The organism is Amycolatopsis sp. NPDC006131 (assembly GCF_040614175.1).
GTDB lineage: Bacteria > Actinomycetota > Actinomycetes > Mycobacteriales > Pseudonocardiaceae > Amycolatopsis_E > Amycolatopsis_E tucumanensis.
Genome location: NZ_JBEXTX010000068.1, coordinates 20610 through 45606, shown reverse-complemented (window position 1 = coordinate 45606; position 24997 = coordinate 20610). Strand labels below are relative to the sequence as shown.

Below are 24997 nucleotides of genomic sequence, written 5' to 3'. Positions count from 1 at the left end.
CTCGGTGCGGCTCCGCACCGAGAGTGGCCCCAAGATCACCCGGTCAGGCCTTCAGCGACCCCGACAGGGCGGTGGCGTCGCGACGGAGAGTCTCCGACGCGACCCGGTCCGGCACGTTCCACCGCTGGCCGGCGAGGACGCCGAACAGCCGCAGCGCCTCCTGCGCGGGCCGGATCCGGCCCGCCTTCGCGTGCGACTCGGCGAGGTCCAGGGTGCCGCGCAGCTGCACCGCACCCGCCTTGGTCACCCAGCCGGCGTCGCGGAACCGGTCGATCAGGGCGCGCACGTCACCGAACGACGTCCCGGTCGTGAAGTTCACGGCCTTGGTCGTGGTGAGCCCGGCCTCGTCGGTCACGGTCACCGACAGCTGGTGCGCCCCGAGCGGCAGCCGCCACAGCTCCAGCGGCTTGCCCGGCGTGACCGGCTGACCGTCCACCGTGGCCTGGACCTTGGCGACCCCGGACGCGGTGTCGGTGGCGGTGACCACCGGCGTCAGTGCCGCGGAGTCCCCGAAGGCCTGCCCCTCGGTCACCCCGGCGACCGTCACCGCGGGCGCGGTCTTGTCGATCTTCACCGTGAGCGTGCCTGGCGCGGAGACGTTGCCGCCGTTGTCCGTCGCCCGGTACAGCACGGTCGTGGTGCCCTCGGCCGACAACGTGACCGGGTTGGCCGCGTTCGCCCAGGTCACGCCGTTGTCCACGGAGTACTGCCTGCTGGACACCGTGCCGTTGTCGGTCGCGGTCACGGCCAGCGTGACGTTGCCCGTGTACCAGCCGTTCGCCCCGGTCGGCGCCGACGGCGTCAGCGCGGCCGACACCGCGGGCGGCGTCTTGTCCGCGACCCCGGCGCCCTGGAAGGTGAAGGCGTCGACGTCGACCCCGCCGCTGGAGGTGACGAACAGCTTGCCCGCGCCGGAGGGCAGACCGGACAGCGGTGTGGTCACCGTCTGCCAGCCGTCCCCGGCCGGGACGTCGACCGTGGCGAACGGGGCCGCGTCGGCGGCGTTCCACCGCAGCTGCAGCTGGCCGGCGCCGTGGGCCTTGGTCTGCACGCCGGTGATGCCGCTGAAGTTGACCGGGTCGTAGGCCAGCCAGTCCCCGGCGTCGAAACCGGTGACCGAGCGCAGCCCGGACGCGGTCGCGTCGTCGGTGATCGTCACGCCGCTGGTCTCGTCGGCGTGCTCGCCCTGCATGAGCTTCGGGTTCAGCACGGCCTGCGCCTCACCGGTCGCCGGCGGCACGCCGCCCGCGCCGTTGTCGGTGTAGGTCACGTTGAGCACGCCGAAGACGTTCTCGGTCTCGCCGTGCCCGGCGTCGGTCGGCGTGGCCACGGCGCCGGTGCAGCCGGTGCCGCTGTTGACCGGGTGCCCGTGCTGGTTGTGGCCCAGGCCGAAGGCCCACGCCACCCGGCTGCACACCGGGGTCGTGCCGTCCTCCGGGTCGCTGACGGTCACCGCGTAGGGGATCGCGTCGCCCCAGTCGAAGAACCCGCCGTGCGCCGGCGCGGTCAGCCCGACGGTGGGCGCGGTGTTGCCGGTGGTGACCTGCTCCGACGTCAGGCCGTGCTTGCCCGCCGGGTCGGTGACGCGCAGCCGCGCCTCGACCTGGCCGTTCTCGGTGTAGGTGTGGGTGGCCTGCGGTCCGGTGGCGTCGAACGTGCCGTCACCGTCGAAGTCCCACTCGTAGGTCAGCGCGCCGCCCTCGGGGTCGCTGGAGGCGCTGCCGTCGAAGGTCACGGTCAGCGGCGCCTGCCCGGACGACGGGGTCGCCGTCATCCGCGCGGTCGGCGCCTTGTCGCCCGGCGCGAAGTCGATCCGGTACAGGCCGGCGTCCGGGTTCTGCCGGAAGAAGCCGTCGCCGTAGTCCAGGACGTAGAGCGAGCCGTCCGGACCGAACTCGAGGTCCATCGGGTTGTCCCAGATCGGCTGGCCCAGCGTGGACAACTGGGCGTTGGGCAGGAAGTTCTCCAGCTTCGTCACCGGGCCGTCCGGGCCGGACAGCGTGAACGCGGCGACGTAGTCCTGCGAGAACTCGCCGAAGAACGCCTTGCCGTCCCAGTACTCCGGGAACTTCGTCGGCGACGGGTTGTTCGCGTCGTAGTGGTAGACCGGGCCGCCCATCGGCGCCTGGCCGGTGCTGGAGCGGAACGCGGTCAGCTCGGGCCACGGCTGGTCGGTGTCCTTGTCGCCGTACCAGAGCGTGGCCGGGGTGGCCGGCGGCAGCTCGCGCAGGCCGGTGTTCCAGCGCGAGTCGTTGACCGGGGCGGAGCAGTCGAACGCCGGGCCCGGGGTGAGCGTGGCGAAGTCGAAGTCCCGGTAGGGCTGGGAGTTGTCGGCCGTGCAGAACGGCCAGCCCGAGTTCATCGCCTTCGTCGTGATCTGCCACTCGACGTAGCCCATCGGGCCGCGGTTCGGGTCGGCGGTGCCGGCGTCGGGGCCGTAGTCGCCCCACATCACCGCGCCGGTCGCCTTGTCGACGGTCATCCGGAACGGGTTGCGCAGGCCCATCACGAAGATCTCCGGCCGCGTCAGCGGCGTGCCGGGGGCGAACAGGTTGCCCTCGGGGATCGTGTAGGAGCCGTCCTCGTTGACGTGGATGCGCAGGATCTTGCCGCGCAGGTCGTTGGTGTTGCCCGCGCCGCGGCGCTCGTCGAGGCCGGGGTTGTAGCCGGGCGCGTCGTTGATCGGGGTGTAGCCGTTGACGTTCGGGCCCGAGGCGGGGGTGTTGCCGCCGGTCGACAGGTACAGGTTGCCCTGGGCGTCGAAGTCGACGTCACCGGCGACGTGGCAGCACTGGCCGCGGTTGGTGGGGATGCGGATGATCTCCTGCTCGGTGCTCAGGTCCAGCGACTCGCCGGTCCACTTGAACCGGGACAGGACGTCGTAGCCCTCCCACTGCTTCCAGTACGAGTCGTCCGTGCCCGCGGGCAGCGTGTTCGGCGCCGAGCCGGCGGGGGTGTTCAGCTTGGGCGAGTAGTAGAGGTAGACCCAGTTGTTCTCGGCGAAGCCGGGGTCCAGGGTCACCGTCTGCAGACCCATTTCCGAGTTCTGGTAGACGGGAATCGTGCTGACGACCTTCGTGACACCGGTCTTCGGGTCGGTCAGCCGCACCTCACCGCTGCGCGCGGTGTGCAGGACGCGGTTGTCCGGCAGCACGGCCAGGTCGATGGGCTCGCCCACGTTCTTGGTGAGCGTGATCTTCTCGTAGTTCTCCCAGTGCAGGGCGGCGTCTTCCTCGTGGGCCGCGGCCGGCACGGCGAGGCCGAGCAACGGCAGGGCCGTCACCGCGGCGGCGGTGATCAACCGTCTCAGGGCAGGATGCATCGCGAGATCACTCCGGTGGGATTTCGACGGGGAGGGGAAGGGGTCAGCCGCGCAGGTCCGTCAGCGCCTGGTAGCTGCGCAGTGCCGCGGCGAACGAGCCGGGCGGGTTGGGCTGCGTGTTCGGGGCGGTGTCCTGCTCCCAGATGCCGTGGTAGCGGCCGCGGCCGTTGACCCGCTTGAGGAAGCGGCGGTAGGGCAGGTCGCCCGCGCCGAACTCGACGATGTCGTAGCCGTTGGGGTTGGCGGGGTTCTCGTCGCCGTCCTTGAGGTGCAGCAACGGGTAGCGGTGCGGGGCGCGGGTGATGTAGTCGGCGGGGTCGAAGCCGGGGAATCGGTACTGGCCGACGTAGGCCCAGTACACGTCCATCTCCAGGTAGACCAGGCGCGGGTCGGTGTGCTCGAGGAAGACGTCGTAGAGGCGCACCTTCGGCTGGTCGGTGGCGAAGGCGAACTCGCCGGCGTGGTTGTGCTGGTAGAACTTCAGGCCGCGGTCGCGTGCCGCGGCGCCGAAGGTGTTGAACTCCTCGGCCGCCGCCCGGTAACCGTCCACTGTGTTCACGTTGGTCGGGGCGTTGGCGGTGCCGATGTGCTTGAGCCCGAGGATTTCCGCGTTGTCGAGTTCGCCCTGCAGGTTGGTGCGGAAGTTGTTGAGGCCGACGTGGCTGCCGACCGCCTTGAGCCCGAAGTCCTTCAGCAGCTGGGCGATCTCCGGCACGGTGATCTGCCGTCCGAGGATCGAGGTGCTCTGCGTGTAGCCCGCGAACTCGATCTCGCGGTAGCCGATGCGGGACAGCTCCTCGAACACGGCCCGGAACCCGAGCTGCGAGACCTTGTCGCGGACGCTGTAGAGCTGGACGCCGATCTGGTTCTGCGGGACGAGGCGGCCGCCGCCCTGACTGGCGGCGGCGGGCAGCGATCCGGCGAGCGCCGCGGCGCTGACCGCGACGGTCGCCCCCGCCGCGGAGCGCAGGAAACCGCGGCGGTTGAACGACGAGTGGGACACGGATTTCTCCTTCAGCCGAGTGTGAACCGACCCCCTTGCCACGTGCGCCGGTCAACGTAGGCAACTTCCGCCGGAAGTGTCCAGAGTTTCGGACTTCGCGGAACAAAGTTCGGCCGTGTCTGCTCAAAAGGGGCGGCGGCGGGTCTACAGTCGGTGCACGCGCGAGCAGCGAGGAGGCTGGTGCCCCATGACCACCAGCGGTTTTCCCCCGTCGGCCGAGACCCGTGAGCAGGCCGGGCTGCTCGCCCTGTTGCGGGACGAGGGCCCGATGGCAAGGGTCGAACTGGGTGAACGGCTCGGCGTGCCACGGGCCCGGCTGGCCGCCGAGATCACCCGGCTGGCCGAAGGCGGGCTCGTGGAATCCGGCGGTCCGGCGGCGAGCCGCGGCGGGCGCCGGTCGACGCTCGTGCGCCTGGCCGACGACTTGCGGTTCCTCGGCGTCGACATCGGGGCGACCTCGGTCGGCGTGGCGGTGACCGACGGGCGGTGCGAGGTGCTGGCGCACGCGGTGGAGGACTGCGACGTGCGCCGCGGGCCGGTGCCGGTGCTGGACCGGGTCGAGCAGCTGGCGGCGAAGGTGCTGCAGGACGCCCCAGGGCGGCTCGCGGGCGCCGGGATCGGGCTGCCCGGGCCGGTGAGTTTCCGCGACGGGATGCCGGTGGCGCCGCCGATCATGCCGGGCTGGGACCGCTTCCCGGTGCGCGACCGGCTGGCCGGCCACTGGGGCTGCGCGGTGACGGTGGACAACGACGTGAACGTGATGGCGCTGGGGGAGCGGCACGCGGGGGTGGCGCGGTCGCTGGACGACCTGATCTTCGTGAAGGTGGGGACCGGTATCGGCGGCGGGATCGTCGTCGGCGGGCGCGTGTACCGCGGGGTGGCCGGCACGGCGGGCGACATCGGGCACATCAAGCTCGACGACTACGGCCCGGCGTGCGCCTGCGGGGAGGCCGGGTGCCTGGAGGCGTACTTCGGCGGGGCGGCCCTGGCGCGGGACGCGCTGACGCTGGCGCGCAGCGGCCGGTCGCCGTACCTGGCCGAGCTGCTGGCGGACCGGCCGGCGTTGACCGCGCGGGACGTGGCGGAGGCGGCCCAGGCCGGTGACTTCGCGGCGGTGACGCTGGTCCGCGAGGGCGGGCGGCGGCTGGGGCAGGTGATCGCGTCGCTGGTGAGCTTCCTGAACCCCGGGATGGTCGTGATCGGCGGCGGGGTGTCCCGGCTGGGGCACACGCTGCTGGCCGAGGTGCGGTCGTCGGTCTACCGGCGGTCGCTGCCACTGGCGACCGGGAACCTGCCGATAGTGCTCTCGGAGCTGGGTGATCAGGCCGGCGTGATCGGGGCCGCGTGGCTGGCGTCCGACCACGCGTTCAGCGTGCCTGCGTGACCTTGGCGCGGGCGGTGCGGGTGGCTTGAGACCGCTGCGGGTGGCTCGGCGTCGGCGCAGTGGTGCGGGTGGCGGGGCCGCGGGTGCGCCGGGTGGTGCGATGGCGCGGGTTGATGCGGGGCGAATGCCGGCGCTGGCCGCGCGAGGCTGTGGGTGGCTTCGGGGAGCGCGAAGTGGTGCGGGTGGCGCTCGCGACTTCCACTGAACGGAAGCCTGTCATCAACCGTGCACACTTTCGGCAGTCTGGTTCAAAAGTAACGATCTGACTGTTACTCCTTTTGCCGGATTGTGGCAGAAGTACCCCGCCAGTCAGAGTAGGCGGCGTACGCCAGAGCACTGAGACCGCAGCACTGAGACCGGCCAGTTTCCCAACGAAGTGGAGCGTCCGCGGTGCCCCAACTTTCCGACCGGCCGACGGACCGCGCCGGTGTCCGCAGGGCCAACCTCGCCCTGCTCGTCCGGCTCCTGCGCCGCCACGGGGGGCTCTCCCGCGCGCAACTGGCGACCCTCAGCGGCCTCAGCAAGGCCACCGTCTCCGGCCTCGTCGCCGAGCTGGAGATCCGCGAGCTCGTCCAGGCGGGCGGCCGTCACGAGGGCGGCCAGGGCAGGCCCGGCCAGCTCGTCGAACTCCGGCCGCGCGGCCACTGGGGCATCGGGCTCGAGGTGGACGAGAACCACGTCGGCGCGACGGTCCTCGACCTCGCCGGCACCGCCACCACCCGCCGCCGCGCCGCCTGTGACGTGCGGGCCCTCGGGGCGGAACGCACCCTCGACGAACTGGCCGCGCTCGTGCTCGCCGCGCGGTCCGAAGTGGACGACGTCGCCGGCATCGCGGTGGCGGTGCCCGGTCTGGTCGACACCGCGACCGGCGTCGTCCGCGTCGCGCCCGGCCTCCGATGGCGCGGCCTCGCCCTCGCCGACGGGCTCGCCGCCCGCACCGGGTTCCCCCTCGACCGCATCGTCGTCGGCAACGACGCCAACCTCGCGGCCCTCGCCGAAGCCGACGACGGCGCCGCCCGCGGCTGCTCCGACGTCGTGTTCCTGCTCGGCGGCATGGGCGTCGGCGCCGGGCTGATCACCGGCGGCGGCCTGATCGGCGGCGCCGCGGGCGAGGTCGGGCACCTGTCGCTGGAACCCACCGGACGGCCCTGCGTCTGCGGCCGCCGCGGCTGCTGGCAGACCGCCGTCGGCATCGACCCGTTCCTGCACTCGCTGGCCGGCCCCGGCGACCTGGTCCACGACCCGTCGCTCGACCTGGCCCAGCGCACCGCGATCGTGCGGCGGCGCGCCCAGGACGGCGACCGCCGCGTCCTCGACGCGCTCGTGCAGCTGGGCGCCGCCCTCGGCCACGGCATCGCGGTCCTGGCCGACCTGCTCGACCCGCGGATCGTCGTGCTCGGCGGCTACTTCGCGCCGCTGCGCGGGTGGCTCGCCGAGCCGGTCCGCGCCGAACTCGCCGCCCGCTCGGTCACCGCCGAGACCGGCGGCCCCCGCATCGTGGCGTCCCGGCTCGGGTTCACCGCGGTCGGCACCGGCGCGGCGCAGGCCGCGATCCGGCCCCTGCTGGACGATCCGACGCTGGCCCCGGCCGGCGCCCCGGTGAGCGTGGAGGCGTGATGACCGAAGACCTGCTGTCCATGCGCGGCATCGTCAAGACGTTCCCGGGTGTCCGGGCGCTGGACGGTGTCGAGCTGTCGGTGCGGGCGGGGGAGGTGCACTGCCTGCTCGGCCAGAACGGCGCCGGCAAATCGACCCTGATCAAGGTCCTCGCCGGTGCCCACCAGCCGGACGCGGGCGAGATCCGCTGGCAGGGCGAGCCGGTCACGCTGTCCTCGCCGGTCGCCGCGCTGCGCCGCGGCATCGCGACCATGTACCAGGAGCTCGACCTCATCCCCGCGCTGTCGGTGTCGGACAACATCTTCCTCGGCCACGAGCCGGCGCAGGCCGGCTTCACCCGCGACCGGCAGGCCCGCGTGCGGGCCGCCGAGCTGCTCGCGCGGCTCGGCCACCCGGAGATCCACCCCGACCGCGAGGTCGGCGACCTGTCCGCGGCAGGCCAGCAGCTGGTGTCGATGGCCCGCGCGCTGGCCCACGACGCCCGCCTGATCGTGATGGACGAGCCGACCGCCGCGCTCGCCTCCGACGAGGTGGACAACCTGTTCCGGATCGTCGCCGAGCTGACCGCCGACGGGGTCGCCGTCGTCTACATCTCGCACCGGCTGGAGGAGATCCGCCGCATCGGCAACCGCGTCACCGTCCTCAAGGACGGCGCCACCGTCGCCGCCGGGCTGGAGGTCGCCGACGTCACCACCGACCACCTGGTGTCGCTGATGTCCGGCCGCCGCGTCGAAACCGTCTACCCGGAACGCCTGGAATCCACAGTGGACACCTCGACCGAGTTGCTGCGCGTGGAGAACCTGACCCGCCGCGGCGAATTCGAGAACGTCAGCTTCACGTTGCGGCGCGGGGAGATCCTCGGTGTGGCCGGCCTCGTCGGCGCCGGCCGCAGCGAACTGCTGGAGACCATCTTCGGCGGCCGCAAACCGGACGCGGGCAAGGTGTTCGTCGAGGGCAAGCGCCTCAAGCCCGGCGACGTGCCCAGCGCGGTCAAGGCCGGGATCGGCCTCGCGCCGGAGGAACGCAAGAGCCAGGCGCTGCTGCTGGAGATGTCGGTCGCGCACAACGTGACCCTGGCCAGCCTGCCCGCCTACAGCCGCTTCGGCTTCACCGACCGCGCCCGCGAGATCGGCGACTCGGCCGAGCGCCTGCGGCAGCTGGACCTGCGCCCGGCCGACCCGCGCCGCCCGGTGGGCACGCTCTCCGGCGGCAACCAGCAGAAGGCGGTCGTGGCGCGCTGGCTCGTGCGCGGCTGCTCGATCCTGCTGCTCGACGAGCCCACCCGCGGCGTCGACGTGGGCGCGCGGGCCGAGCTCTACCGGCTGATCCGCGAGCTGGCCGCGGCCGGGGTCGGGCTCGTGCTGGTCTCCAGCGAGATGCCCGAGGTGCTCGGGCTCGCCGACCGCGTGCTCGTGATGCGGGAGGGCCACGTGGTCCGCGAGGCGCCCGCGAGCGAGCTGACCGAAGCAGACGTGCTGAATCTGGTGATGGAGGGAAGTGCGGCATGACGAAGGACTCCTCGTCGGTGTTGCCCGAGGCCACGCAGGCCCCGCCACCCCGGGCCGCGCCGCCGGCCCCGAAGGCCGCGCGCGGCCGGTTCCCGGTGGACGTCCGGCTGGCCGGGCTGTTCGGGGTGTTCGTCCTGCTGTGCCTGGTGGGCTGGCTGACCAGGCCGGACGCGTTCTTCACCGAGGGCAACCTGTCCACCATCCTGCGGCTCGCGGCCGCGATCGGCGTGGTCAGCGTCGGCATGACGTTCGTGATCATCAGCGGCGGCATCGACCTGTCCGTCGGCTCGATCGTGGCGCTGTCCAGCGTGTGGGCGACGACGCTGGCGACGCAGGCCTACGGCCCGGTGGTGATGGTGATCTGCGCGCTCGCGGTCGGGCTCGGCTGCGGGCTGATCAACGGTGTGCTGGTGTCCTACGGCAGAGTGGTGCCGTTCATCGCGACGCTGGCGATGTACGCCTCGGCGCGCGGGCTCGCCGAGCGGATCAGCGGCCGCCAGACCCAGGTCGTGCGGGAGACCGGTTTCCTGAGCTTCTTCCGCGGCGACTTCCTCGGCATCCCGGTGCTGATCTGGATGTTCGCCCTGGTGTTCGTGGTCGGGTGGGTCCTGCTCAACCGCACCACGTTCGGCCGCCGCACGTTCGCCGTCGGCGGCAACACCGAGGCCGCGCGCCTGGCAGGCATCAACGTCAAGCGGCACACCGCGCTCGTCTACGGCGTGGCCGGGCTGTGCTGCGGCATCGCGGCGCTCATGGTGGTGGCGCGCACCACCTCGGGCGCCTCCACCAACGGCCTCTACTACGAGCTGGACGCGATCGCCGCGGTCGTCATCGGCGGCACCCTGCTCACCGGCGGCCGCGGCACCCTCATCGGCACGCTCATCGGCGTCCTGATCTTCACGGTGCTGGGCAACATCTTCACGCTCAACAACCTCGACACCGACATCCAGAACATCGCCAAGGGCGCGATCATCGTCCTGGCCGTCCTGCTGCAGTTCCGCACCAACCGCGCCCGCAAGTCCACTTAGGAAAGACGAACCCCGAACACCCCGACGACGATCACTGGAGCTCGCCATGTCCGGACCATCCTCCCTCGCCCGCCGCCGCTTCCTCACCGGTGGCGCGGCCGTCGGCGCCGGCGCCCTGCTGGCCGCCTGCACCTCCAACGAGTCGCCGCAGTCGGCCCCGCAGGCCGTCGCGGGCAACGCGGGCCAGAACTCCCAGCCCGGCAAGCAGGTCACCATCGGCTTCTCCGCGCCCGCCGCCGACCACGGCTGGATGGCGGCGATGACCAAGAACGCCCGCGCGCAGGCCGGCCAGTTCTCCGACGTCACCTTCACCGCCACCGAGGGCACCAACGACGTCAACCAGCAGATCGCCCAGGTCGAGACGCTGATCAACCAGAAGGTCGGCGTCCTGGTGATCCTGCCCTTCGACGGCAAGGCGCTGACCCAGGTCGGTCAGCAGGCCATGGACGCCGGCATCCCGGTGGTCAACGTGGACCGCGTGTTCGACACGCCGCTGGCCTACCGCACCTGGATCGGCGGCGACAACTACCGGATGGGTGTCAACGCGGGCAACTACATCGCGGGCGAGCTGAAGAAGAAGGGCGTGGCCAGCCCGGTGATCGGCGAGGTCGCCGGCATCGACTCGCTGCCCCTGACCCAGGAGCGCAGCCAGGGCTTCCGGGACGCGCTGGCCAAGCACGGCTTCGCCGTCGGCCCCCGGGTGTCCGCGCAGTTCACGCCGGAGAGCGGTGAGCAGATGACGTCGAACCTGCTGCAGTCGGCGAGCAAGCTCGACGCGCTGTGGAACCACGACGACGACCAGGGCATCGGCGTGCTGGCGGCGATCGACAACGCGCGCCGCAACGAGTTCTTCATGGTCGGCGGCGCGGGCTCGCGCAACATGATGGACCTGATCAAGGCCGACAGCAGCGTCATCAAGGCGACCGTGCTCTACAGCCCGTCGATGGCGTCGTCGGCGATCGCCCTGGCCCGGCTGCTCGGCCAGGCCAAGGGCATCGGCGATCTCGCCGAGCACGAGATCCCCGCGAACGTCACGACCTACTCGGCCGTGGTGACCAAGGAGAACGTCGATTCCTATGCCGATGTCGCCTTCGACTCCTGATCCCGTGGGCGCCTCCATCGGGGTGGGCATGGTCGGGCACGCCTTCATGGGCGCCGTCCACGCCCACGCCTGGCGCTCGGTCCACCGGTTCTTCGACGTGCCACTGGTGCCGCGGCTGGCCGTCCTCGGCGGCCGCGACCCGGAGCGCACGAAGGCCGCCGCCGCCAAGCAGGGCTGGCCGGACGTCGAGACCGACTGGGCCACCCTGGTCGCGCGTGACGACGTCGGCATCGTCGACATCTGCACGCCGGGCGACTCGCACGCCGAGATCGCGCTGGCCGCCCTCGCCGCGGGCAAGCACGTGCTGTGCGAGAAACCGCTGGCCAACTCGGTCGCCGAGGCCGAGGAGATGGCGGCGGCCGCCGAGCGCGCGGCGGCCAACGGGCAGCGGGCCATGGTCGGGTTCAACTACCGGCGGGTGCCCGCGATCGCGCTGGCCCGCAAGATGGTCGCCGAGGGCAGGCTGGGCACGATCCGCCAGGTGCGGGCCGCCTACCTGCAGGACTGGCTGGCCGACCCGGCCACGCCGATGACCTGGCGGCTGCGGCGGGACAAGGCCGGGTCCGGCGCGCTGGGCGACATCGCCGCGCACGCGGTGGACACCGCCCAGTTCGTCCTCGGCGACCGGATCAGCGGCGTCTCGGCGATGACCGAGACGTTCGTGCGGGAGCGGCCGCTGTCCGGGGAGCCGGGCAGCGCGCTGGGCGAGGTCGACGTGGACGACTGCGCGGTATTCCTGGCGCGGTTCACCGGCGGCGCGGTCGCCACCTTCGAGGCCACCCGGTTCGCGCTCGGCCGCAAGAACGCGCTGCGGCTGGAGATCAACGGGTCGCGGGGCAGCCTGGCCTTCGACTTCGAGTCGATGAACGAGCTGTCCTTCTACGACGGCGACGACGACCCGGCCGAGGCGGGCTTCCGGCGGATCCTGGTGACCGAGCCGGACCACCCCTACGTCGGGGCGTGGTGGCCGCCGGGGCACCTGCTGGGGTACGAGCACACCTTCACCCACGAGATCGCCGACTTCCTCACCGCCATCGGCGAGCAGCGCGACCCCGAACCGGGGTTCGCCGACGGCCTGCAGGTCCAGCGGGTGCTGCACGCGGTGGAGGAGAGCGCGGGCAACGGAACGTCCTGGGTCGGCGTATCAATGTCGACCGAAAGGGTGATCGATGCCTGAGAGAACTGGATTGTGGCTGGTCGGCGCGCGTGGCTCGGTGGCCACGACGGCGATCAGCGGGCTGCTCGCGATGCGGTCCGGCCTGACCGGGCCGGACGGCTGTGTGACCGAGCGGCTCGACGTGGCGCCCGGCGTGCTGCCGGGCTGGGACGAGCTCGTCGTCGGCGGGCACGACCTGGTGGACACGCCATTGGAGAAGAAGGCGGAGCAGCTCACCGCGGGCGGGCTGCTCCCCGCCGGCCTGCTGCCGGCGATCCGCGACGGCCTGCGTGCCGTCGAGGCCGACCTGCGCCCGGTGCCCGCCGGGCGCACGCAGGCCGAGACCGCCGCGCGGATGGCCGACGACCTGCGCGAGTTCCGCACCCGGCACGGCCTGTCGGCCGTCGTGGTGATCAACGTCTCGTCCACGGAACCCCCAACCGCGGACGCGCCGGAGCACCACGACCTCGACGCGCTCGTGGCGGCGATGGACGAGCCCGGCCGGGAGGTGCTGCCCGGCAGCTCGCTGGCGGCGTTCGCGGCGGTGTCGGCGGGGTGCCCCTTCGTGGACTTCACGCCGTCGACGGGCATCCGGTTGCCCGCGCTCACCGAATTCGCCCGGCGGCAGGGGCTGCCCTACGCCGGATCGGACGGCAAGACCGGTGAGACGCTGCTCCGGTCGGTGCTGGCGCCGATGTTCGCGGCGCGGGCGCTGAAGGTGCGGTCGTGGTCGGGCACCAACCTGCTCGGCGGCGGCGACGGCGCCACCCTGGCCGACCCGGTGAAGGCGGCGGGCAAGCTGGAGTCCAAGGCCCGCGGGCTGGCGGCCCTGCTCGGCGACGACGTGGTGGCGCCGCTGCACATCGACCACGTGCCGGACCTGGGCGAGCAGAAGACGGCGTGGGACCACGTGTCCTTCGAGGGCTTCCTGGGCGCGCGGATGACCCTGCAGTTCACCTGGACCGGCTACGACTCGGCACTGGCCGCGCCGCTGGTGCTGGACCTGGCGCGGCTGACCGCGGCCGCGTACCGGGCGGGCGAGACCGGGCCGCTGGGGCAGCTGGCGTTCTTCTTCAAGGACCCGGTCGGCACCGGCGAGCACCGCTTCGCCGAGCAGGCGCGGGTCCTGGCCGAGTGGGCGGCGTCGCTGGGACGGCAGAAGTGAACCCGTACGTGCAGCTCGTGCGGGCACCGGCCGCGCTGAGCGTCCTCGGCGACACCGTCGCGGGCGCCGCCGCGGCCGGTCGTCCGTTGCGGGGTCGGCGGCTCGCGCTGCCGCTGGCCTCGGTGGCGATCTACTGGTCCGGCATGGCGCTCAACGACTGGGCCGACCGCGAACTGGACGCGGCCGAGCGCCCGGAGCGGCCGATCCCGTCCGGCCGGATCAGCCCGAACCGGGCGCTCGGAGTCGCGGCCGGGCTGACCGGCGCGGGCCTCGGGCTGGCCGCGGTCGCCGGTGGCCGCGACGCGCTCAAGGTCGCCGCGCCGCTGGCGGCGGCGGTGTGGGCCTACGACACCGTGCTCAAGAAGACCCCGCTCGCGCCGGCCGCGATGGCGCTGTGCCGCTCGCTGGACGTGCTGCTCGGCGCGGGCCGCTCCGGCGCGGCGAAGGCGCTGGTTCCGGCCGCGGTGCTCGGCGGGCACACGCTCGGGGTCACCGCGTTGTCGGCAGGCGAGGTGCACGGCGCGTCGCCCGCACGGGCGGCGAGTGCGCTCGCGCTGACCTCGGCGTCGGCCGCCGCGGCGGTCTCCGGGCGCGGTGGCGCGGCCGGGCACCGGGTGGCGGCGCTGGCCGCGGCCGCCGGGTACGGCGTGAGCGTCGGGTCGAAGCAGTACGCGGCGGTGCGCAAGCCGACCGCGGCCGTGGTCCGCACGGCGACGGCCGCGGGCATCCACGGCATGGTCCCGTTGCAGGCCGCGCTCGCGGCCCGGCGCGGCGGGGTGCTCGGCGCGGGCCTGGTCGCGCTGGCGCTGCCGCTGGCCAAGCGGCTCGGCCGGAAGGTGAGCCCGACATGAGCGGTTACCACCTCGGCTACGGCACCAACGGATTCGCCAACCACCGGCTCGGCGACGCGCTGGCGATCATCGCCGACCTGGGCTACACCTCGGTCGCGCTGACGCTGGACCACCAGCACCTCGACCCGTACGCCGACGACCTGGCCGCGCGCGTGGACCGGGTCGCGACCCGGCTGGGCGAGCTGGGCCTGCGCTGCGTCGTGGAGACCGGCGCGCGGTTCCTGCTCGACCCGTGGCACAAGCACGAACCGACCCTGGTCAGCGAGAACGCGGACAAGCGGCTGGACTTCCTGGCGCGGGCGATCCGGGTCGCGGAGGGACTGGGCGCCGACTGCGTGTCGTTCTGGTCCGGGGTGTCCACTGTGGACGACGAGATCGCGTGGGAGCGGCTGCGGTCGCGGATGCCCGCGGTGCTGGCCGAGGCGGACCGGCGCGGTGTCCGCCTCGGCCTCGAACCGGAACCCGGGATGCTCGTGGAAACGCTGTCCGACGCGCTGCGGCTGCGCGCCGAACTGGGTGATCCGGATGGGCTCGGGATCACCCTCGACGTCGGGCACTGCGTCGCCGTGGAGCCGCAGGACGCGGCCGCCTGCATCCGGCAGGCCAAGGGGCTGCTGGTCAACGTGCAGCTGGACGACATGCGGCCGGGGGTGCACGAGCACCTCGAGTTCGGCGACGGGCAGCTGGACCTGCCCGCCACGCTCGCCGCGCTGGACGAGATCGGCTACACCGGGGTGGCCGCGGTCGAGCTGCCCCGGCACAGCCACGCCGCGCCGCAGGTCGCCCGCGCCGCGCTGACCGCGTTGCGGGCCGCGCGGCTCGACCAGTCCTGGCTGGGCGAGGCGCAACGGCGCATCACCGGCGAACCGACGGCAGTGCGGACCCTGTTCCCGGCGGCCGGACGGCACGTCGGGCGGGGGCCGCTGCACCCGGGCTCCGATCCGGACGGCCTGGTCCACGGCACCGCCGACGACCTGGCCCGGACCCGGCTGCTGACCACGCTCGCCGCAGCGCTGCCCGCCGGGGAGTTCGCGACCGAGCTGGCCGACCTCTACCGCTACGGCGACGGCGCCGAGCGGCGGGGCGTGCTGCGGGCGCTGTCCGCGGTCGGCGATAAGGCCGTCGCCACCGGTCTCGAACTGGTCCGCGACGCCCTGCGCAGCAACGACACCGGCCTGATCGCCGCCGCGCTCGGCCCGTTCGCCGCCCGCCACCTCGACCAGCACGGCTGGCGCCACGGCGTGCTGAAGTGCCTGTTCACCGGCATCCCGCTCGCCGCGGTCGCCGAGCTGGACCGGCGGGCCGACGACGAGCTGCGCCGCATGATCACCGACTACGCGGGGGAGCGCAGGGCCGCCGGCCGCGCCGTCCCCGCCGACGCCCTCCGCTTCCTGGAAGAGACACCCTGATGCGCCTGTTCGATCCGCACATCCACATGACCTCCCGCACCACCGACGACTACGAGGCCATGTACGCCGCCGGCGTGCGGGCACTGGTCGAGCCCGCGTTCTGGCTGGGCCAGCCGCGCACCGGCGTGTCGTCGTTCACCGACTACTTCGACGGGCTGATCGGCTGGGAACGCTTCCGCGCCGCGCAGTTCGGCATCCGCCACCACTGCACCATCGCGCTGAACCCCAAGGAGGCCAACGACCCGCGCTGCACGCCGGTGCTCGACGTGCTGCCCCGCTACCTCGCCAAGGACGGGGTGGTCGCGGTCGGCGAGGTCGGCTACGACTCGATGACCCCGGCCGAGGACGACGCCTTCGCCCGCCAGCTGGAGATGGCGAAGGAGCACGACCTGCCGGTGCTCGTGCACACCCCGCACCGGGACAAGCTGGAAGGCACCAAGCGCACCCTCGCCGTGGTGGCCGAGTCCGGCATCGCGCCGGAGCGGGTCGTCGTCGACCACCTCAACGAGGTCACCGTCGGCCTGGTCAAGGAGTCCGGCGCCTGGATGGGCTTTTCCATCTACCCGGACACCAAGATGGACGAGCAGCGCATGGTCGCGATCCTGCGCGAGCACGGCACGGAGAAGATGCTGGTCAACTCCGCCGCCGACTGGGGCCGGTCGGACCCGCTGAAGGTCCACAAGACCGGCCTGGCGATGCTCGGCGGCGGGTTCACCGAGTCCGATGTGGACACCGTGCTGTGGGACAACCCGGTCGCCTTCTACGGCCAGAGCGGGCGGCTGGTCCTCGACGAGCTGCCCGGTTTCAGCGCGGCCAAGGAGACCTTCGAGGGCAACTCCGTGCTGCGCGGCGGGCGGGACGAGGCGGTCGCGTGACGCCCCTGTCCTACTGCACCAACGTCCATCCGGCCGAGGACCTCGCGGGGGTCCTCGGCCAGCTCGACTCCTACGCCCTGCCGGTGCGGGAGCGGCTCGGCGCCGACCGGCTCGGGCTCGGGCTGTGGCTGGCCGCCGACGTGGCGTCGGCGCTGGCCGCCGATCCGGGCGAGCGCAAGCGGTTGCGTGCCGAACTGGACGCCCGCGGGCTGGAAGTGGTGACGTTCAACGCGTTCCCGTACGGCGGGTTCCACGATCCGGTGGTCAAGCAGAAGGTCTACCGTCCACGGTGGACCGACCGGGCACGCGCGGAGTACACGCTGAACTGCGCGACCGTGCTGTCCGGGCTGCTGCCCGACGACGCCGCGTTCGGCAGCATCTCCACGCTGCCGCTGGGCTGGCGCGAGCCGTGGACGCCGGAGGACGACGCGGCGGCCCAGCGGTTGCTCGACGAGGTGACCGCCGGGCTGCGCGCCCAGGACCGCACGATCCGGCTCGCCGTCGAGCCGGAACCCGGCTGCATCCTGGACACCGTGCACGACGCCGTGTCCTGGCTCGCCGGGCGCGTCGACCCCGCGCACGTCGGGCTGTGCCTGGACACCTGCCACCTGGCGGTGTCCTTCGCCGATCCGGCCGGCGCGGTCGCCGAGATCACCGCGGCCGGGCTCGACGTTGTCAAGGTCCAGATGTCGGCGGCCCTGCACGTGCCGGACCCGCGCGACCCGGCGGCCCGGGAGGCGCTGGCCGCGTTCGACGAGCCGCGGTACCTGCACCAGACCCGGGAATCGTCCGGCGGCGACGTCCGCAAGGCCGACGACCTGGGCGAGGCGTTCGCGGACCTGCCGGGGGAGGGGCCGTGGCGCGTCCACTTCCACGTGCCGCTGCACGCGACCCCGGCGGCGCCGCTGTCCTCGACCACCGAGGTGCTGTCGCAGGCCCTCGCCGCGCTGCCGCCGAAGCCGGCGCACCTGGAAGTGGAAACCTACACCTGGACGGTGCTGCCCGAGGCGCACCGCCAGGACCTCATCGGCGGGATCGCGGCGGAACTGTCCTTCGCCGCGGGATTGGTGGCATCGAAGTGAAACCGCTCCTGGTGCTCGACGTCGTGGGGATGACCCCGCGGCTGCTCAAGCACATGCCGAACGTGACGAAGCTGGGGCAGCAGGGCTGGCAGGCGCAGCTGGACACCGTGCTGCCCGCGGTGACCTGCAGCGTCCAGTCCACGTTCCTGACCGGGCGGATGCCCAGCGAACACGGCATCGTCGGCAACGGCTGGTACTTCCGCGAGCTCGGCGAGGTCTTCCTGTGGCGCCAGCACAACAAGCTGGTCGAGGGTGAGAAGCTGTGGGAGACCGCGCGGGCCGAGCACCCCGGGTACCGCGCGGCCAACGTGTGCTGGTGGTACGCGATGGGCGCGACCACCGACTTCACCGTCACGCCCCGGCCGATCTACTACGCCGACGGCAAGAAGGCCCCGGACTGCTACACCCGCCCGCCGCAGCTGCACGACCGGCTCACCTCGCGGCTGGGCGAGTTCCCGCTGTTCCAGTACTGGGGCCCGACCGCGTCGATCGCGTCCACCGACTGGATCGTCGGCGCCACCTCGGCGATCCTGCGCGAGGACCGGCCCGACCTGACGCTGGCGTACCTGCCGCACCTGGACTACGACCTGCAGCGGTTCGGCCCCGACTCGCCGCAGGCCATCGCGGCCGCCCGCGCGGTGGACGCGTCCGTCGCGCCGCTGCTCGACCAGGCCAGGGCGGACGGCGTCGGGGTCGTGGCGCTGAGCGAGTACGGCATCACCAACGCGCACCGGCCGGTCGACGTCAACCGGCTGCTGCGCCGCGAGGGCCTGCTGGAGGTCTACACGCAGGACGGCATGGAGTACCTCGACCCGTGGACCTCGCGGGCCTTCGCCGTCGCCGACCACCAGGTCGCGCACGTCTACGTGGCCGACGAGGCGGACCTGCCGCGGGTGCGGGACCTGCTCACGCGACTGTCCGGTGTGGACGAAGTGCTGGACCGGCAGGCCCAGGCGCGCTACGGCATCGACCACCCGCGGGCGGGCGAGTTCGTGGTGACCGCGGAGCCGGACGCGTGGTTCACCTACTACTACTGGCTCGACGACGACCGCGCGCCGGACTTCGCACGCGGCGTGGAGATCCACCGCAAGCCCGGGTACGACCCGGCCGAGCTGTTCTTCGACCCGGCCGACCCGCTGGCCAAGGCCAAGGCCGGGCTGAACCTGGTGCGCAAGAAGGCCGGCCTGCGGTACGCGATGAAGACCACGCCGCTGGACCCGGCGCCGGTGCGCGGCTCGCACGGGCGGCTGCCGGACTCGCCGGACGACGGGCCGGTGCTGCTGTGCGGGGACGCGGGTGTGCCGGAGCGGGAGCGGCTGGCCGCCACCGACGTCCGGGACCTGCTGCTGAGTGTGCAAGGACTGAAGGCGAGCGAAGGGAGCCGGCGATGAGCCGTCCGGTCACGTTGTTCACCGGCCAGTGGGCCGATCTGCCGTTCGAGGAGGTGTGCCGGCTCGCGTCGCAGTGGGGCTACGACGGGCTGGAGATCGCGTGCAGCGGCGACCACTTCGAGGTCGACCGCGCGCTCGCGGAGGACGACTACGTGGCGGGTCGGCACAAGATCCTGGAGTCCTACGGCCTCAAGGTGTGGGCGATCTCGAACCACCTGGTCGGGCAGGCGGTGTGCGACGACCCGATCGACGAGCGGCACCGCAACATCCTGCCCGCCCGCGTCTGGGGCGACGGCGAGCCCGAAGGCGTGCGGCAGCGCGCCGCCGCGGAGATGGCCGACACCGCCCGCGCGGCGGCGAAGCTCGGCGTGGACACCGTCATCGGCTTCACCGGGTCGAAGATCTGGAAGTACGTGGCGATGTTCCCGCCGGTGTCGCAGGAGGTCATCGACGACGGGTACGCCGACTTCGCCGCGCGCTGGAACCCGATCCTCGACGTGTTCGACGAGGTCGGGGTGCGGTTCGCGCACGAGGTGCACCCGTCGGAGATCGCCTACGACTACTGGACCACTCGCCGCGCCCTGGAGGCCGTGGGCAACCGGGCGGCGTTCGGGCTGAACTGGGACCCGTCGCACTTCGTGTGGCAGGACCTGGACCCGGTCGGGTTCATCCTGGACTTCGCCGACCGGATCTACCACGTCGACTGCAAGGACACGAAGAAGCGGTTCGACGGCCGCAACGGGCGGCTCGGTTCGCACCTGGCGTGGGCGGACGCGCGCCGCGGCTGGGACTTCGTGTCCACCGGCCACGGCGACGTGCCGTGGGAGGAGTGCTTCCGCGCGCTCAACGCGATCGGCTACCGCGGGCCGATCTCGGTGGAGTGGGAGGACGCCGGCATGGACCGCCTGCGCGGGGCGGAGGAAGCGGTCGGCTTCATCCGCAACCTGCTGTGGGACAAGCCGTCGGCGGCCTTCGACGCCGCCTTCAGCAGCGAGAAGTGAGGGGAGGGCGCCCGGCCGCGTGGCCGGGCGCCCTCGCCGTCAGCTGAACAGCGCGCTGTAGCCGTTGAGCGCGGGCTGGCCGCCGAGGTGCGCGTACAGCACGGTCGAGCCGGCTGGGATCTCCTTGCGCGACACCAGGTCGATCAGCCCGGCCATCGACTTGCCCTCGTACACCGGGTCGGTGACCATGCCCTCGGTGCGGGCGGCGACCTTCATCGCGTCCAGGGTCCGCTCGTCGGGGATGCCGTAGATGCCGGCGTGGTAGCGCTCGTCCAGCTCGACGTCCAGCTCCCGCTCGACGCCGAGCAGCGACGCGGTGTTCCGGGCGATGCGCGCGATCTGGTCGCGGGTCTCCTTCGGCTTGGCGGAGCCGTCGATGCCGAGGACGCGGCGCGGCCGGTCCTCGTCCAGCGCGGCGAACCCGGCGATCATCCCGGCCTGTGTGGAGCCGGTGACCGAGCACACGATGATCGTGTCGAAGTGCACGCCCAGCTCGCGCTCCTGCTCGGCGACCTCGGCGGCCCACCGGGCGAAGCCGAGCCCGCCCAGGCGGTGGTCGGACGCGCCGGCCGGGATCGCGTACGGCTTGCCGCCGCGCTCGCGGATCTCGTCGAGGGCCTGCTCCCAGCTCTCCTTGAACCCGATGCCGAAGCCCGCCTTGACCAGCCGCACCTCGGCGCCGGCCAGTCGGCTGATCAGGATGTTGCCGACCTTGTCGTAGACGGCGTCCGGCCAGTCGACCCAGCTCTCCTGCACCAGCACGCACTTGAGCCCGGCCCGCGCCGCGACGGCCGCGACCTGGCGGGTGTGGTTGGACTGGACGCCGCCGATGGACACCAGGGTGTCGCACCCCTGGGCGATCGCGTCCGCGACGAGGTACTCCAGCTTGCGGGTCTTGTTCCCGCCGAACGCGATGCCGGAGTTGCAGTCCTCGCGCTTCGCCCACACCTCGGCCCCGCCGAGGTGGGCGGTCAGCCGGTCCAGCCGGTGCACCGGCGAGGGGCCGAAGAGCAGCGGATAGCGCTCGAAGTCGTCCAGGGACATGGGGGCTCCAATCAGGGTTGGCGTCGGCGGTGCCGAGCGGGCTCGCGGATGGCTCCGGGCGGCGGGGGAGTGCGGTTCGTGCCGGGTTCGGGGATGCTCGGCGCTCGCGCCGTCGGCCGGGTGGTCAGTCGGCGAGGTCCTCCAGTTCCCGCCAGATCTCGGTGGTCACCGCGGTGACCGTGGCGGCGTCGCGGGCCCGGCAGGCCTCGATGAGCCGCTCGTGCAGCTCCGCGGACTGGTGCCCGGCGCCCTCGCCGAACCGGATTCGCTCCAGGCGGCGGATCAGCGGCGTGTAGCGGTCGATCGTCGCGGCGACGGCCCGGTTGCCGCAGGCGCGCACCAGCACGTCGTGCAGTTCGTCGTCCGCGCGCAGGGCCCCGTCGACGTCCCCGGCGCGGGCCGCGGCGGCGAAGCGGTCGTTGGCCGCCGCCATCGCGTCGCAGTCCGCGTCGCTCAGCCGCGGGACCGCCGTGCGCGCGGCCAGCTCGTGCATCGCCCGCACCACCGCCGCCGCGTCGCGGACGTCCCGCGACAGCAGGGGCGTGACCCGCGTGTGGCTCTGCGGCTTGGTCTCGATCAGGCCCTCGTCGGCCAGCCGGGCCAGCGCGTCACGCACCGGCGCCCGGGACAGGCCCAGCTCCTCGGCCAGGTCGGCGTCGCGCACCACGCTGCCCGGCGCGAGATCGCCACGCACGATCGCGTTCCGGATGACCTGGTGCGCGGTTTCCCGCAGCAACGTCCGCCGCACTCGTTCCACAACTGACATGTTAGATGTCAATGCCCGTCGAAGCCAGCCCTGTTTCACCACCCCCGTCCCGGGTTACTCGCCCAGCGTGGCGGCGTCACCTGCGGATGCGGAGGGGCCAGACGAACTGGTCGGCCAGCCTCGTGACGCCATCACCGGCCCGGTCGCCGACGCCGAAGCCGTGGCCGAGCGCATCAGCAGCGAGGACCGCCCGCTGGGCCCGCCCGGCAAACCGATGAACAAGCGCTCGCCGTTCTTCATGGGCATGGCCGCGGCCGCCGGAGCGGCCGTCACGGCGGGCGCCGTCTGGTTCCTGTTCATCGCCAGCGGCACGCTCGTGCTCATCGGCGTGGCCCTGTTCGCCGCGATCGGCCTGGAACCGCTCGCGTCCTGGCTCGTCCGGCGCGGCCTGCCACGGGCGCTCGCGGTCACGGTGATCGTGGTCGGCGGGCTGGGCCTGGCCGCCGGGTTCTTCGCCGCGCTCATCCCGCCGCTGGTCGACCAGGCCGTCCGGTTCATCGACCAGGCGCCGGAGTACCTGGCGCGGCTCGGCGACCGCAGCTCGTGGCTCGGCCAGGTCAGCGCGCGGTTCGACCTGCAACAACGACTGCAGAGCACGTTCAGCGACCCGAACCCGGCCCTGGTCAACGGGCTGCTCGGCAGCGGCCGCGCGGTGCTGGGCACGCTCACCGACACGCTGATCGTGCTGGTCCTGACGATCTACTTCCTCGCCGACTTCCCGCGGCTGCGCGCCACGATCTACCGCTTCGTCCCGCACACCCGGCGTCCGCGCGCGATCCTCATCGGCGACGAGATCTTCGCCAAGGTCGGCTCCTACGTGCTGGGCAACGTGGTCATCTCGATCATCGCCGGCGTGCTGGGGTTCATCTGGTTCACGATCTTCGGCATCCCGTACCCGGTGCTGCTGGCGCTGCTGCTCGCGGTGCTCGACCTGATCCCGGTGATCGGCGCGATCATCGCCGGGGTCGTGGTGAGCCTGGCCGCGCTGACCGTGTCCTGGCCGGTGTGCCTGGCCACGGTCGGGTTCTTCATCGTCTACCGGTTCGTCGAGGACTACCTGCTGACCCCGAAGATCATCGGCCGGTTCGTCGACGTGCCCGCGCTGGTCACGGTCGTCGCGGTGGTGCTGGGCGGGGTGCTGCTCGGCATCGTCGGCGCGCTGGTCGCCATCCCGGTGGCCGCCGCGGTGCTGTTGTTCGTGCGGGAGATCGTGTTCCACCGCATGGATCACAGCTGAATGTGACCTGCGTCTTTCCCGCCGCGGCGGGGCACGGGTTACCGTTCCCGCGTGTCCCGCCCCGCCCTTCCCGCAGGTGACCTCGCCCGCACCGTCGTCTTCGCCGCGTTCATCGCCGTGCTCGGGCTCTTCCCCGGCCTCTACGTCGGCGGCTCCGGCGTGCCGATCGTGCTCCAGAACGCCGGCCCGCTGCTGGCCGGCTGCGTGCTGGGGGCGCGCCGCGGCACCGCGTCGGTCGTGTTGTTCCTGGCGCTCACCGCGATCGGCCTGCCGCTGCTGTCCGGCGGCCGCGGCGGGATCGCGCCGTTCATCGGGCCCAGCGGCGGGTTCCTGATCGGCTGGATCTTCTCGGCGCTGGTGGTGGGCCTGATCGTGGCGCGGCTGAAGCGCCCCAACGTGCCGGTGCTGCTGCTCGCCGCCGCGGCCGGTGTGGTCATCGACTACGTCTTCGGCATCACCTACCTCGGCATCTACACCGGCGACCTGGGCGCCGCCGCCGTGCAGTCGCTGGTGTTCCTGCCCGGCGACGCGGCCAAGGTCGTCGCGGTCGCCCTGATCGGCGCCGTCGTGCACCGCGCGCTGCCCGGCAAGCTCGTGGGATCGGCGTCGCGGAGCGAGTGATGGACCCGGACGGCCGGGCGTACGGCGCGGCCCGGTGGCTCGCCGGGCGTGGGATCGGCGAAGGCTCGCGGGTCGCCCTCGACGTGCCCGACGTGCTCCCGTGGTTCCTCGGCGCGGACCTGCTGGGTGCCGCGTCCCTGGTGATCGAGCCGGCCTGGACCCCGGACGAGCGGGCCGCCGTGCTCGCCGACGCCCGCCCGGACCTGGTGGTCACCGCACCGGCTCCGCCGCCTGCCGAACCGGTCGAGCAGGCGGGTGATGGGGAGACGTTCTTCTACCTGCCGACGACCTCGGGCAGCAGCGGCAGCCCGAAGGTACTGGTGCGCACCCGTGATTCGTGGCTGCGCAGCTTCGCCGCGCTCGGCCCGCTGCCCGGGCCGGTGCTGATCCCGGGGCCGCTGAGCTCGTCGTTGTTCCTGTTCGGCGCGCTGCACGCGCGGTGGTGCGGGCGGCCGGTGGTCACCCTGCCGCGCTGGGACGCCGAGGCCGCGGCCCGGACGGAGGCCGCCACCGTGCACCTGGTGCCGGCGATGCTGTCCGCGCTGCTCGCGGTGCTGGAGCGGCGCGGCGGGCGGTGCGCGTTGCGGACGGTGGTGTGCGGCGGGGCGCACGTCGGCGATGAACTGCGCGACCGCTTCGCGCGGGTGCTGCCGGAGGCCGAGCTGATCGAGTACTACGGCTCGGCGGAGCACTCGCTGATCGCGATCCGGCGCGGCGGCGGGGGACTGCGGCCGGTGCCCGGGGTGGAGCTGGACGTGCGCGACGGGGTGCTGTGGGTGCGGTCGCGGCTGGCCTGCGCCGGCCAGCTCCGCGACGGCGACCTGCGTGCGGCGGGCGACTGGACGACGGTGGGCGACCTGGTCGAGTTCGACGCGTCCGGCGCGCTGATCGTGCGGGGCCGATCGGGAGCCACGGTGTCCAGCGGCGGACGGCTCGTGCCGGCCGAGGAGGTCGAGGCCGTGCTGCGGACCGCGCCCGGGGTGGTGGACGTGCTGGTCACCGGCACCCCGCACCCCCGCCTGGGCGAACTGGTGACCGCGGTGGTGGAGGGCTCGCCCCGGCTGCGCGAGCTGCGAGCGGTCGCCCGGAACCGGCTGTCACCCGCGAACCGCCCGCGGCGGTGGCTGATGGTCGAATCGCTGCCCCGCACGCCGTCCGGCAAGCCGGCCCGAGCGTCGGTCGCCGCGCGGCTGGCGGATGGGACGCTGCCCGTGGAGCCGTTGAGGTGACTGTTCTGATGGCCGCGTGCCGTGCTGGTGTGCTCGTTGCCGCGCGGGTCGTTGGCGGGGCCGTGCTCACGGTCAGCTGCCGGACCACCCCCGGCCCAATTGCCGCGCGCCACGCCGGCGTGCCCCTCGCCGCGGGTCGCGAGCGGGGCCTTGCCGCGGAGCCACTGGTATGACCCTGTCTGTCGTGATCGCCGCGTGCCGTGCTG

At 72.9% G+C, this 24997-nt stretch carries 20 protein-coding genes; 16 read left to right on the top strand and 4 right to left on the bottom strand.

The window, feature by feature from the left end:
• Positions 1 to 43 precede the first annotated feature (43 nt).
• The gene (locus tag ABZ215_RS28895; protein WP_354953049.1) at positions 44 to 3301 is read right to left on the bottom strand and encodes a PQQ-dependent sugar dehydrogenase; all 3258 of its coding nucleotides are present in this window, start codon (positions 3299 to 3301) and stop codon (positions 44 to 46) included.
• Positions 3302 to 3365: 64 nt separating this feature from the next.
• Positions 3366 to 4325: a sugar phosphate isomerase/epimerase gene (locus ABZ215_RS28890; protein WP_354953047.1), complete on the bottom strand. Its 960-nt coding sequence runs from the start codon at positions 4323 to 4325 to the stop codon at positions 3366 to 3368.
• Positions 4326 to 4512: 187 nt separating this feature from the next.
• Between ABZ215_RS28890 and ABZ215_RS28885 the strand changes: the two genes are divergently transcribed.
• From ABZ215_RS28885 to ABZ215_RS28825, 13 genes are all read left to right on the top strand, one after another.
• On the top strand, positions 4513 to 5709 hold the full coding sequence (locus tag ABZ215_RS28885) for an ROK family transcriptional regulator (RefSeq protein WP_020420567.1): 1197 nt from the start codon (positions 4513 to 4515) through the stop codon (positions 5707 to 5709).
• A 390-nt stretch (positions 5710 to 6099) separates the two neighbouring features.
• On the top strand, positions 6100 to 7326 hold the full coding sequence (locus ABZ215_RS28880) for an ROK family protein (RefSeq protein ID WP_354953045.1): 1227 nt from the start codon (positions 6100 to 6102) through the stop codon (positions 7324 to 7326).
• Complete coding sequence (locus tag ABZ215_RS28875) at positions 7326 to 8834, top strand: sugar ABC transporter ATP-binding protein (RefSeq protein WP_354953043.1); 1509 nt, start codon at positions 7326 to 7328, stop codon at positions 8832 to 8834. Before ABZ215_RS28880 ends, ABZ215_RS28875 begins: the two co-directional genes overlap by 1 nt.
• Positions 8831 to 9862 carry an ABC transporter permease gene (locus ABZ215_RS28870; protein WP_354953041.1) on the top strand — a complete coding sequence of 344 codons (1032 nt, stop codon included), beginning with the start codon at positions 8831 to 8833 and terminating at the stop codon, positions 9860 to 9862. Before ABZ215_RS28875 ends, ABZ215_RS28870 begins: the two co-directional genes overlap by 4 nt.
• 46 nt (positions 9863 to 9908) lie before the next feature.
• Positions 9909 to 10964, top strand: coding sequence for a substrate-binding domain-containing protein (locus tag ABZ215_RS28865; RefSeq protein WP_020420563.1), 1056 nt, complete (start codon positions 9909 to 9911; stop codon positions 10962 to 10964).
• A gap of 28 nt (positions 10965 to 10992) precedes the next feature.
• A complete protein-coding gene (locus tag ABZ215_RS28860; protein WP_354953051.1) occupies positions 10993 to 12141 on the top strand; it encodes a Gfo/Idh/MocA family oxidoreductase in 1149 nt (382 codons plus the stop codon).
• The gene (locus ABZ215_RS28855; protein WP_237337847.1) at positions 12134 to 13285 is read left to right on the top strand and encodes an inositol-3-phosphate synthase; all 1152 of its coding nucleotides are present in this window, start codon (positions 12134 to 12136) and stop codon (positions 13283 to 13285) included. Before ABZ215_RS28860 ends, ABZ215_RS28855 begins: the two co-directional genes overlap by 8 nt.
• Positions 13282 to 14136, top strand: coding sequence for an SCO3242 family prenyltransferase (locus ABZ215_RS28850; RefSeq protein WP_354953039.1), 855 nt, complete (start codon positions 13282 to 13284; stop codon positions 14134 to 14136). The genes ABZ215_RS28855 and ABZ215_RS28850 overlap by 4 nt, the downstream gene beginning before the upstream one ends.
• The gene (locus ABZ215_RS28845) at positions 14133 to 15545 is read left to right on the top strand and encodes an EboA domain-containing protein (protein ID WP_354953037.1); all 1413 of its coding nucleotides are present in this window, start codon (positions 14133 to 14135) and stop codon (positions 15543 to 15545) included. Before ABZ215_RS28850 ends, ABZ215_RS28845 begins: the two co-directional genes overlap by 4 nt.
• Positions 15545 to 16420 (top strand): TatD family hydrolase, encoded by an 876-nt coding sequence (locus ABZ215_RS28840; RefSeq protein WP_237337845.1) that lies wholly within the window; start codon positions 15545 to 15547, stop codon positions 16418 to 16420. The genes ABZ215_RS28845 and ABZ215_RS28840 overlap by 1 nt, the downstream gene beginning before the upstream one ends.
• Positions 16417 to 17502, top strand: coding sequence for a metabolite traffic protein EboE (gene eboE / locus ABZ215_RS28835; protein ID WP_354953035.1), 1086 nt, complete (start codon positions 16417 to 16419; stop codon positions 17500 to 17502). Before ABZ215_RS28840 ends, eboE begins: the two co-directional genes overlap by 4 nt.
• Entirely contained in the window at positions 17499 to 18893 is a 1395-nt protein-coding gene (locus ABZ215_RS28830; RefSeq protein WP_354953033.1) for a nucleotide pyrophosphatase/phosphodiesterase family protein, read from the top strand. The genes eboE and ABZ215_RS28830 overlap by 4 nt, the downstream gene beginning before the upstream one ends.
• Positions 18890 to 19894: a sugar phosphate isomerase/epimerase family protein gene (locus ABZ215_RS28825; protein ID WP_020420555.1), complete on the top strand. Its 1005-nt coding sequence runs from the start codon at positions 18890 to 18892 to the stop codon at positions 19892 to 19894. Before ABZ215_RS28830 ends, ABZ215_RS28825 begins: the two co-directional genes overlap by 4 nt.
• Positions 19895 to 19933: 39 nt before the next feature.
• On the opposite strand, the gene ABZ215_RS28820 is transcribed toward ABZ215_RS28825, so the two are convergent.
• Together ABZ215_RS28820 and ABZ215_RS28815 are read right to left on the bottom strand one after the other, a co-directional pair.
• The gene (locus tag ABZ215_RS28820) at positions 19934 to 20938 is read right to left on the bottom strand and encodes a 1-aminocyclopropane-1-carboxylate deaminase (protein WP_354953031.1); all 1005 of its coding nucleotides are present in this window, start codon (positions 20936 to 20938) and stop codon (positions 19934 to 19936) included.
• Between the two features lie 124 nt (positions 20939 to 21062).
• Positions 21063 to 21704, bottom strand: coding sequence for a GntR family transcriptional regulator (locus ABZ215_RS28815; protein ID WP_354953029.1), 642 nt, complete (start codon positions 21702 to 21704; stop codon positions 21063 to 21065).
• A 67-nt stretch (positions 21705 to 21771) separates the two neighbouring features.
• Between ABZ215_RS28815 and ABZ215_RS28810 the strand changes: the two genes are divergently transcribed.
• Genes ABZ215_RS28810 through ABZ215_RS28800 form a run of 3 tightly spaced genes read left to right on the top strand, consistent with a single transcriptional unit; the run spans position 21772 to position 24791 of the window.
• The gene (locus ABZ215_RS28810; RefSeq protein ID WP_020420552.1) at positions 21772 to 22941 is read left to right on the top strand and encodes an AI-2E family transporter; all 1170 of its coding nucleotides are present in this window, start codon (positions 21772 to 21774) and stop codon (positions 22939 to 22941) included.
• A 51-nt stretch (positions 22942 to 22992) separates the two neighbouring features.
• Positions 22993 to 23562, top strand: coding sequence for a biotin transporter BioY (locus ABZ215_RS28805; protein WP_237337839.1), 570 nt, complete (start codon positions 22993 to 22995; stop codon positions 23560 to 23562).
• Positions 23562 to 24791, top strand: coding sequence for an AMP-binding protein (locus ABZ215_RS28800; protein ID WP_354953027.1), 1230 nt, complete (start codon positions 23562 to 23564; stop codon positions 24789 to 24791). Before ABZ215_RS28805 ends, ABZ215_RS28800 begins: the two co-directional genes overlap by 1 nt.
• Positions 24792 to 24997 lie beyond the last annotated feature (206 nt).

Excerpts from the sequence above, each read along its gene's own strand:
- ABZ215_RS28885 (WP_020420567.1), top strand. The coding sequence starts at position 4,513 with ATGACCACCAGCGGTTTTCCCCCGTCGGCCGAGACCCGTGAGCAGGCC.
- ABZ215_RS28875 (WP_354953043.1), top strand. The coding sequence starts at position 7,326 with ATGACCGAAGACCTGCTGTCCATGCGCGGCATCGTCAAGACGTTCCCG.
- ABZ215_RS28870 (WP_354953041.1), top strand. The coding sequence starts at position 8,831 with ATGACGAAGGACTCCTCGTCGGTGTTGCCCGAGGCCACGCAGGCCCCG.
- ABZ215_RS28865 (WP_020420563.1), top strand. The coding sequence starts at position 9,909 with ATGTCCGGACCATCCTCCCTCGCCCGCCGCCGCTTCCTCACCGGTGGC.
- ABZ215_RS28860 (WP_354953051.1), top strand. The coding sequence starts at position 10,993 with ATGGTCGGGCACGCCTTCATGGGCGCCGTCCACGCCCACGCCTGGCGC.
- ABZ215_RS28855 (WP_237337847.1), top strand. The coding sequence starts at position 12,134 with ATGCCTGAGAGAACTGGATTGTGGCTGGTCGGCGCGCGTGGCTCGGTG.
- ABZ215_RS28845 (WP_354953037.1), top strand. The coding sequence starts at position 14,133 with ATGAGCGGTTACCACCTCGGCTACGGCACCAACGGATTCGCCAACCAC.
- ABZ215_RS28840 (WP_237337845.1), top strand. The coding sequence starts at position 15,545 with ATGCGCCTGTTCGATCCGCACATCCACATGACCTCCCGCACCACCGAC.
- ABZ215_RS28825 (WP_020420555.1), top strand. The coding sequence starts at position 18,890 with ATGAGCCGTCCGGTCACGTTGTTCACCGGCCAGTGGGCCGATCTGCCG.
- ABZ215_RS28820 (WP_354953031.1), bottom strand. The coding sequence starts at position 20,938 with ATGTCCCTGGACGACTTCGAGCGCTATCCGCTGCTCTTCGGCCCCTCG.
- ABZ215_RS28815 (WP_354953029.1), bottom strand. The coding sequence starts at position 21,704 with ATGTCAGTTGTGGAACGAGTGCGGCGGACGTTGCTGCGGGAAACCGCG.
- ABZ215_RS28800 (WP_354953027.1), top strand. The coding sequence starts at position 23,562 with ATGGACCCGGACGGCCGGGCGTACGGCGCGGCCCGGTGGCTCGCCGGG.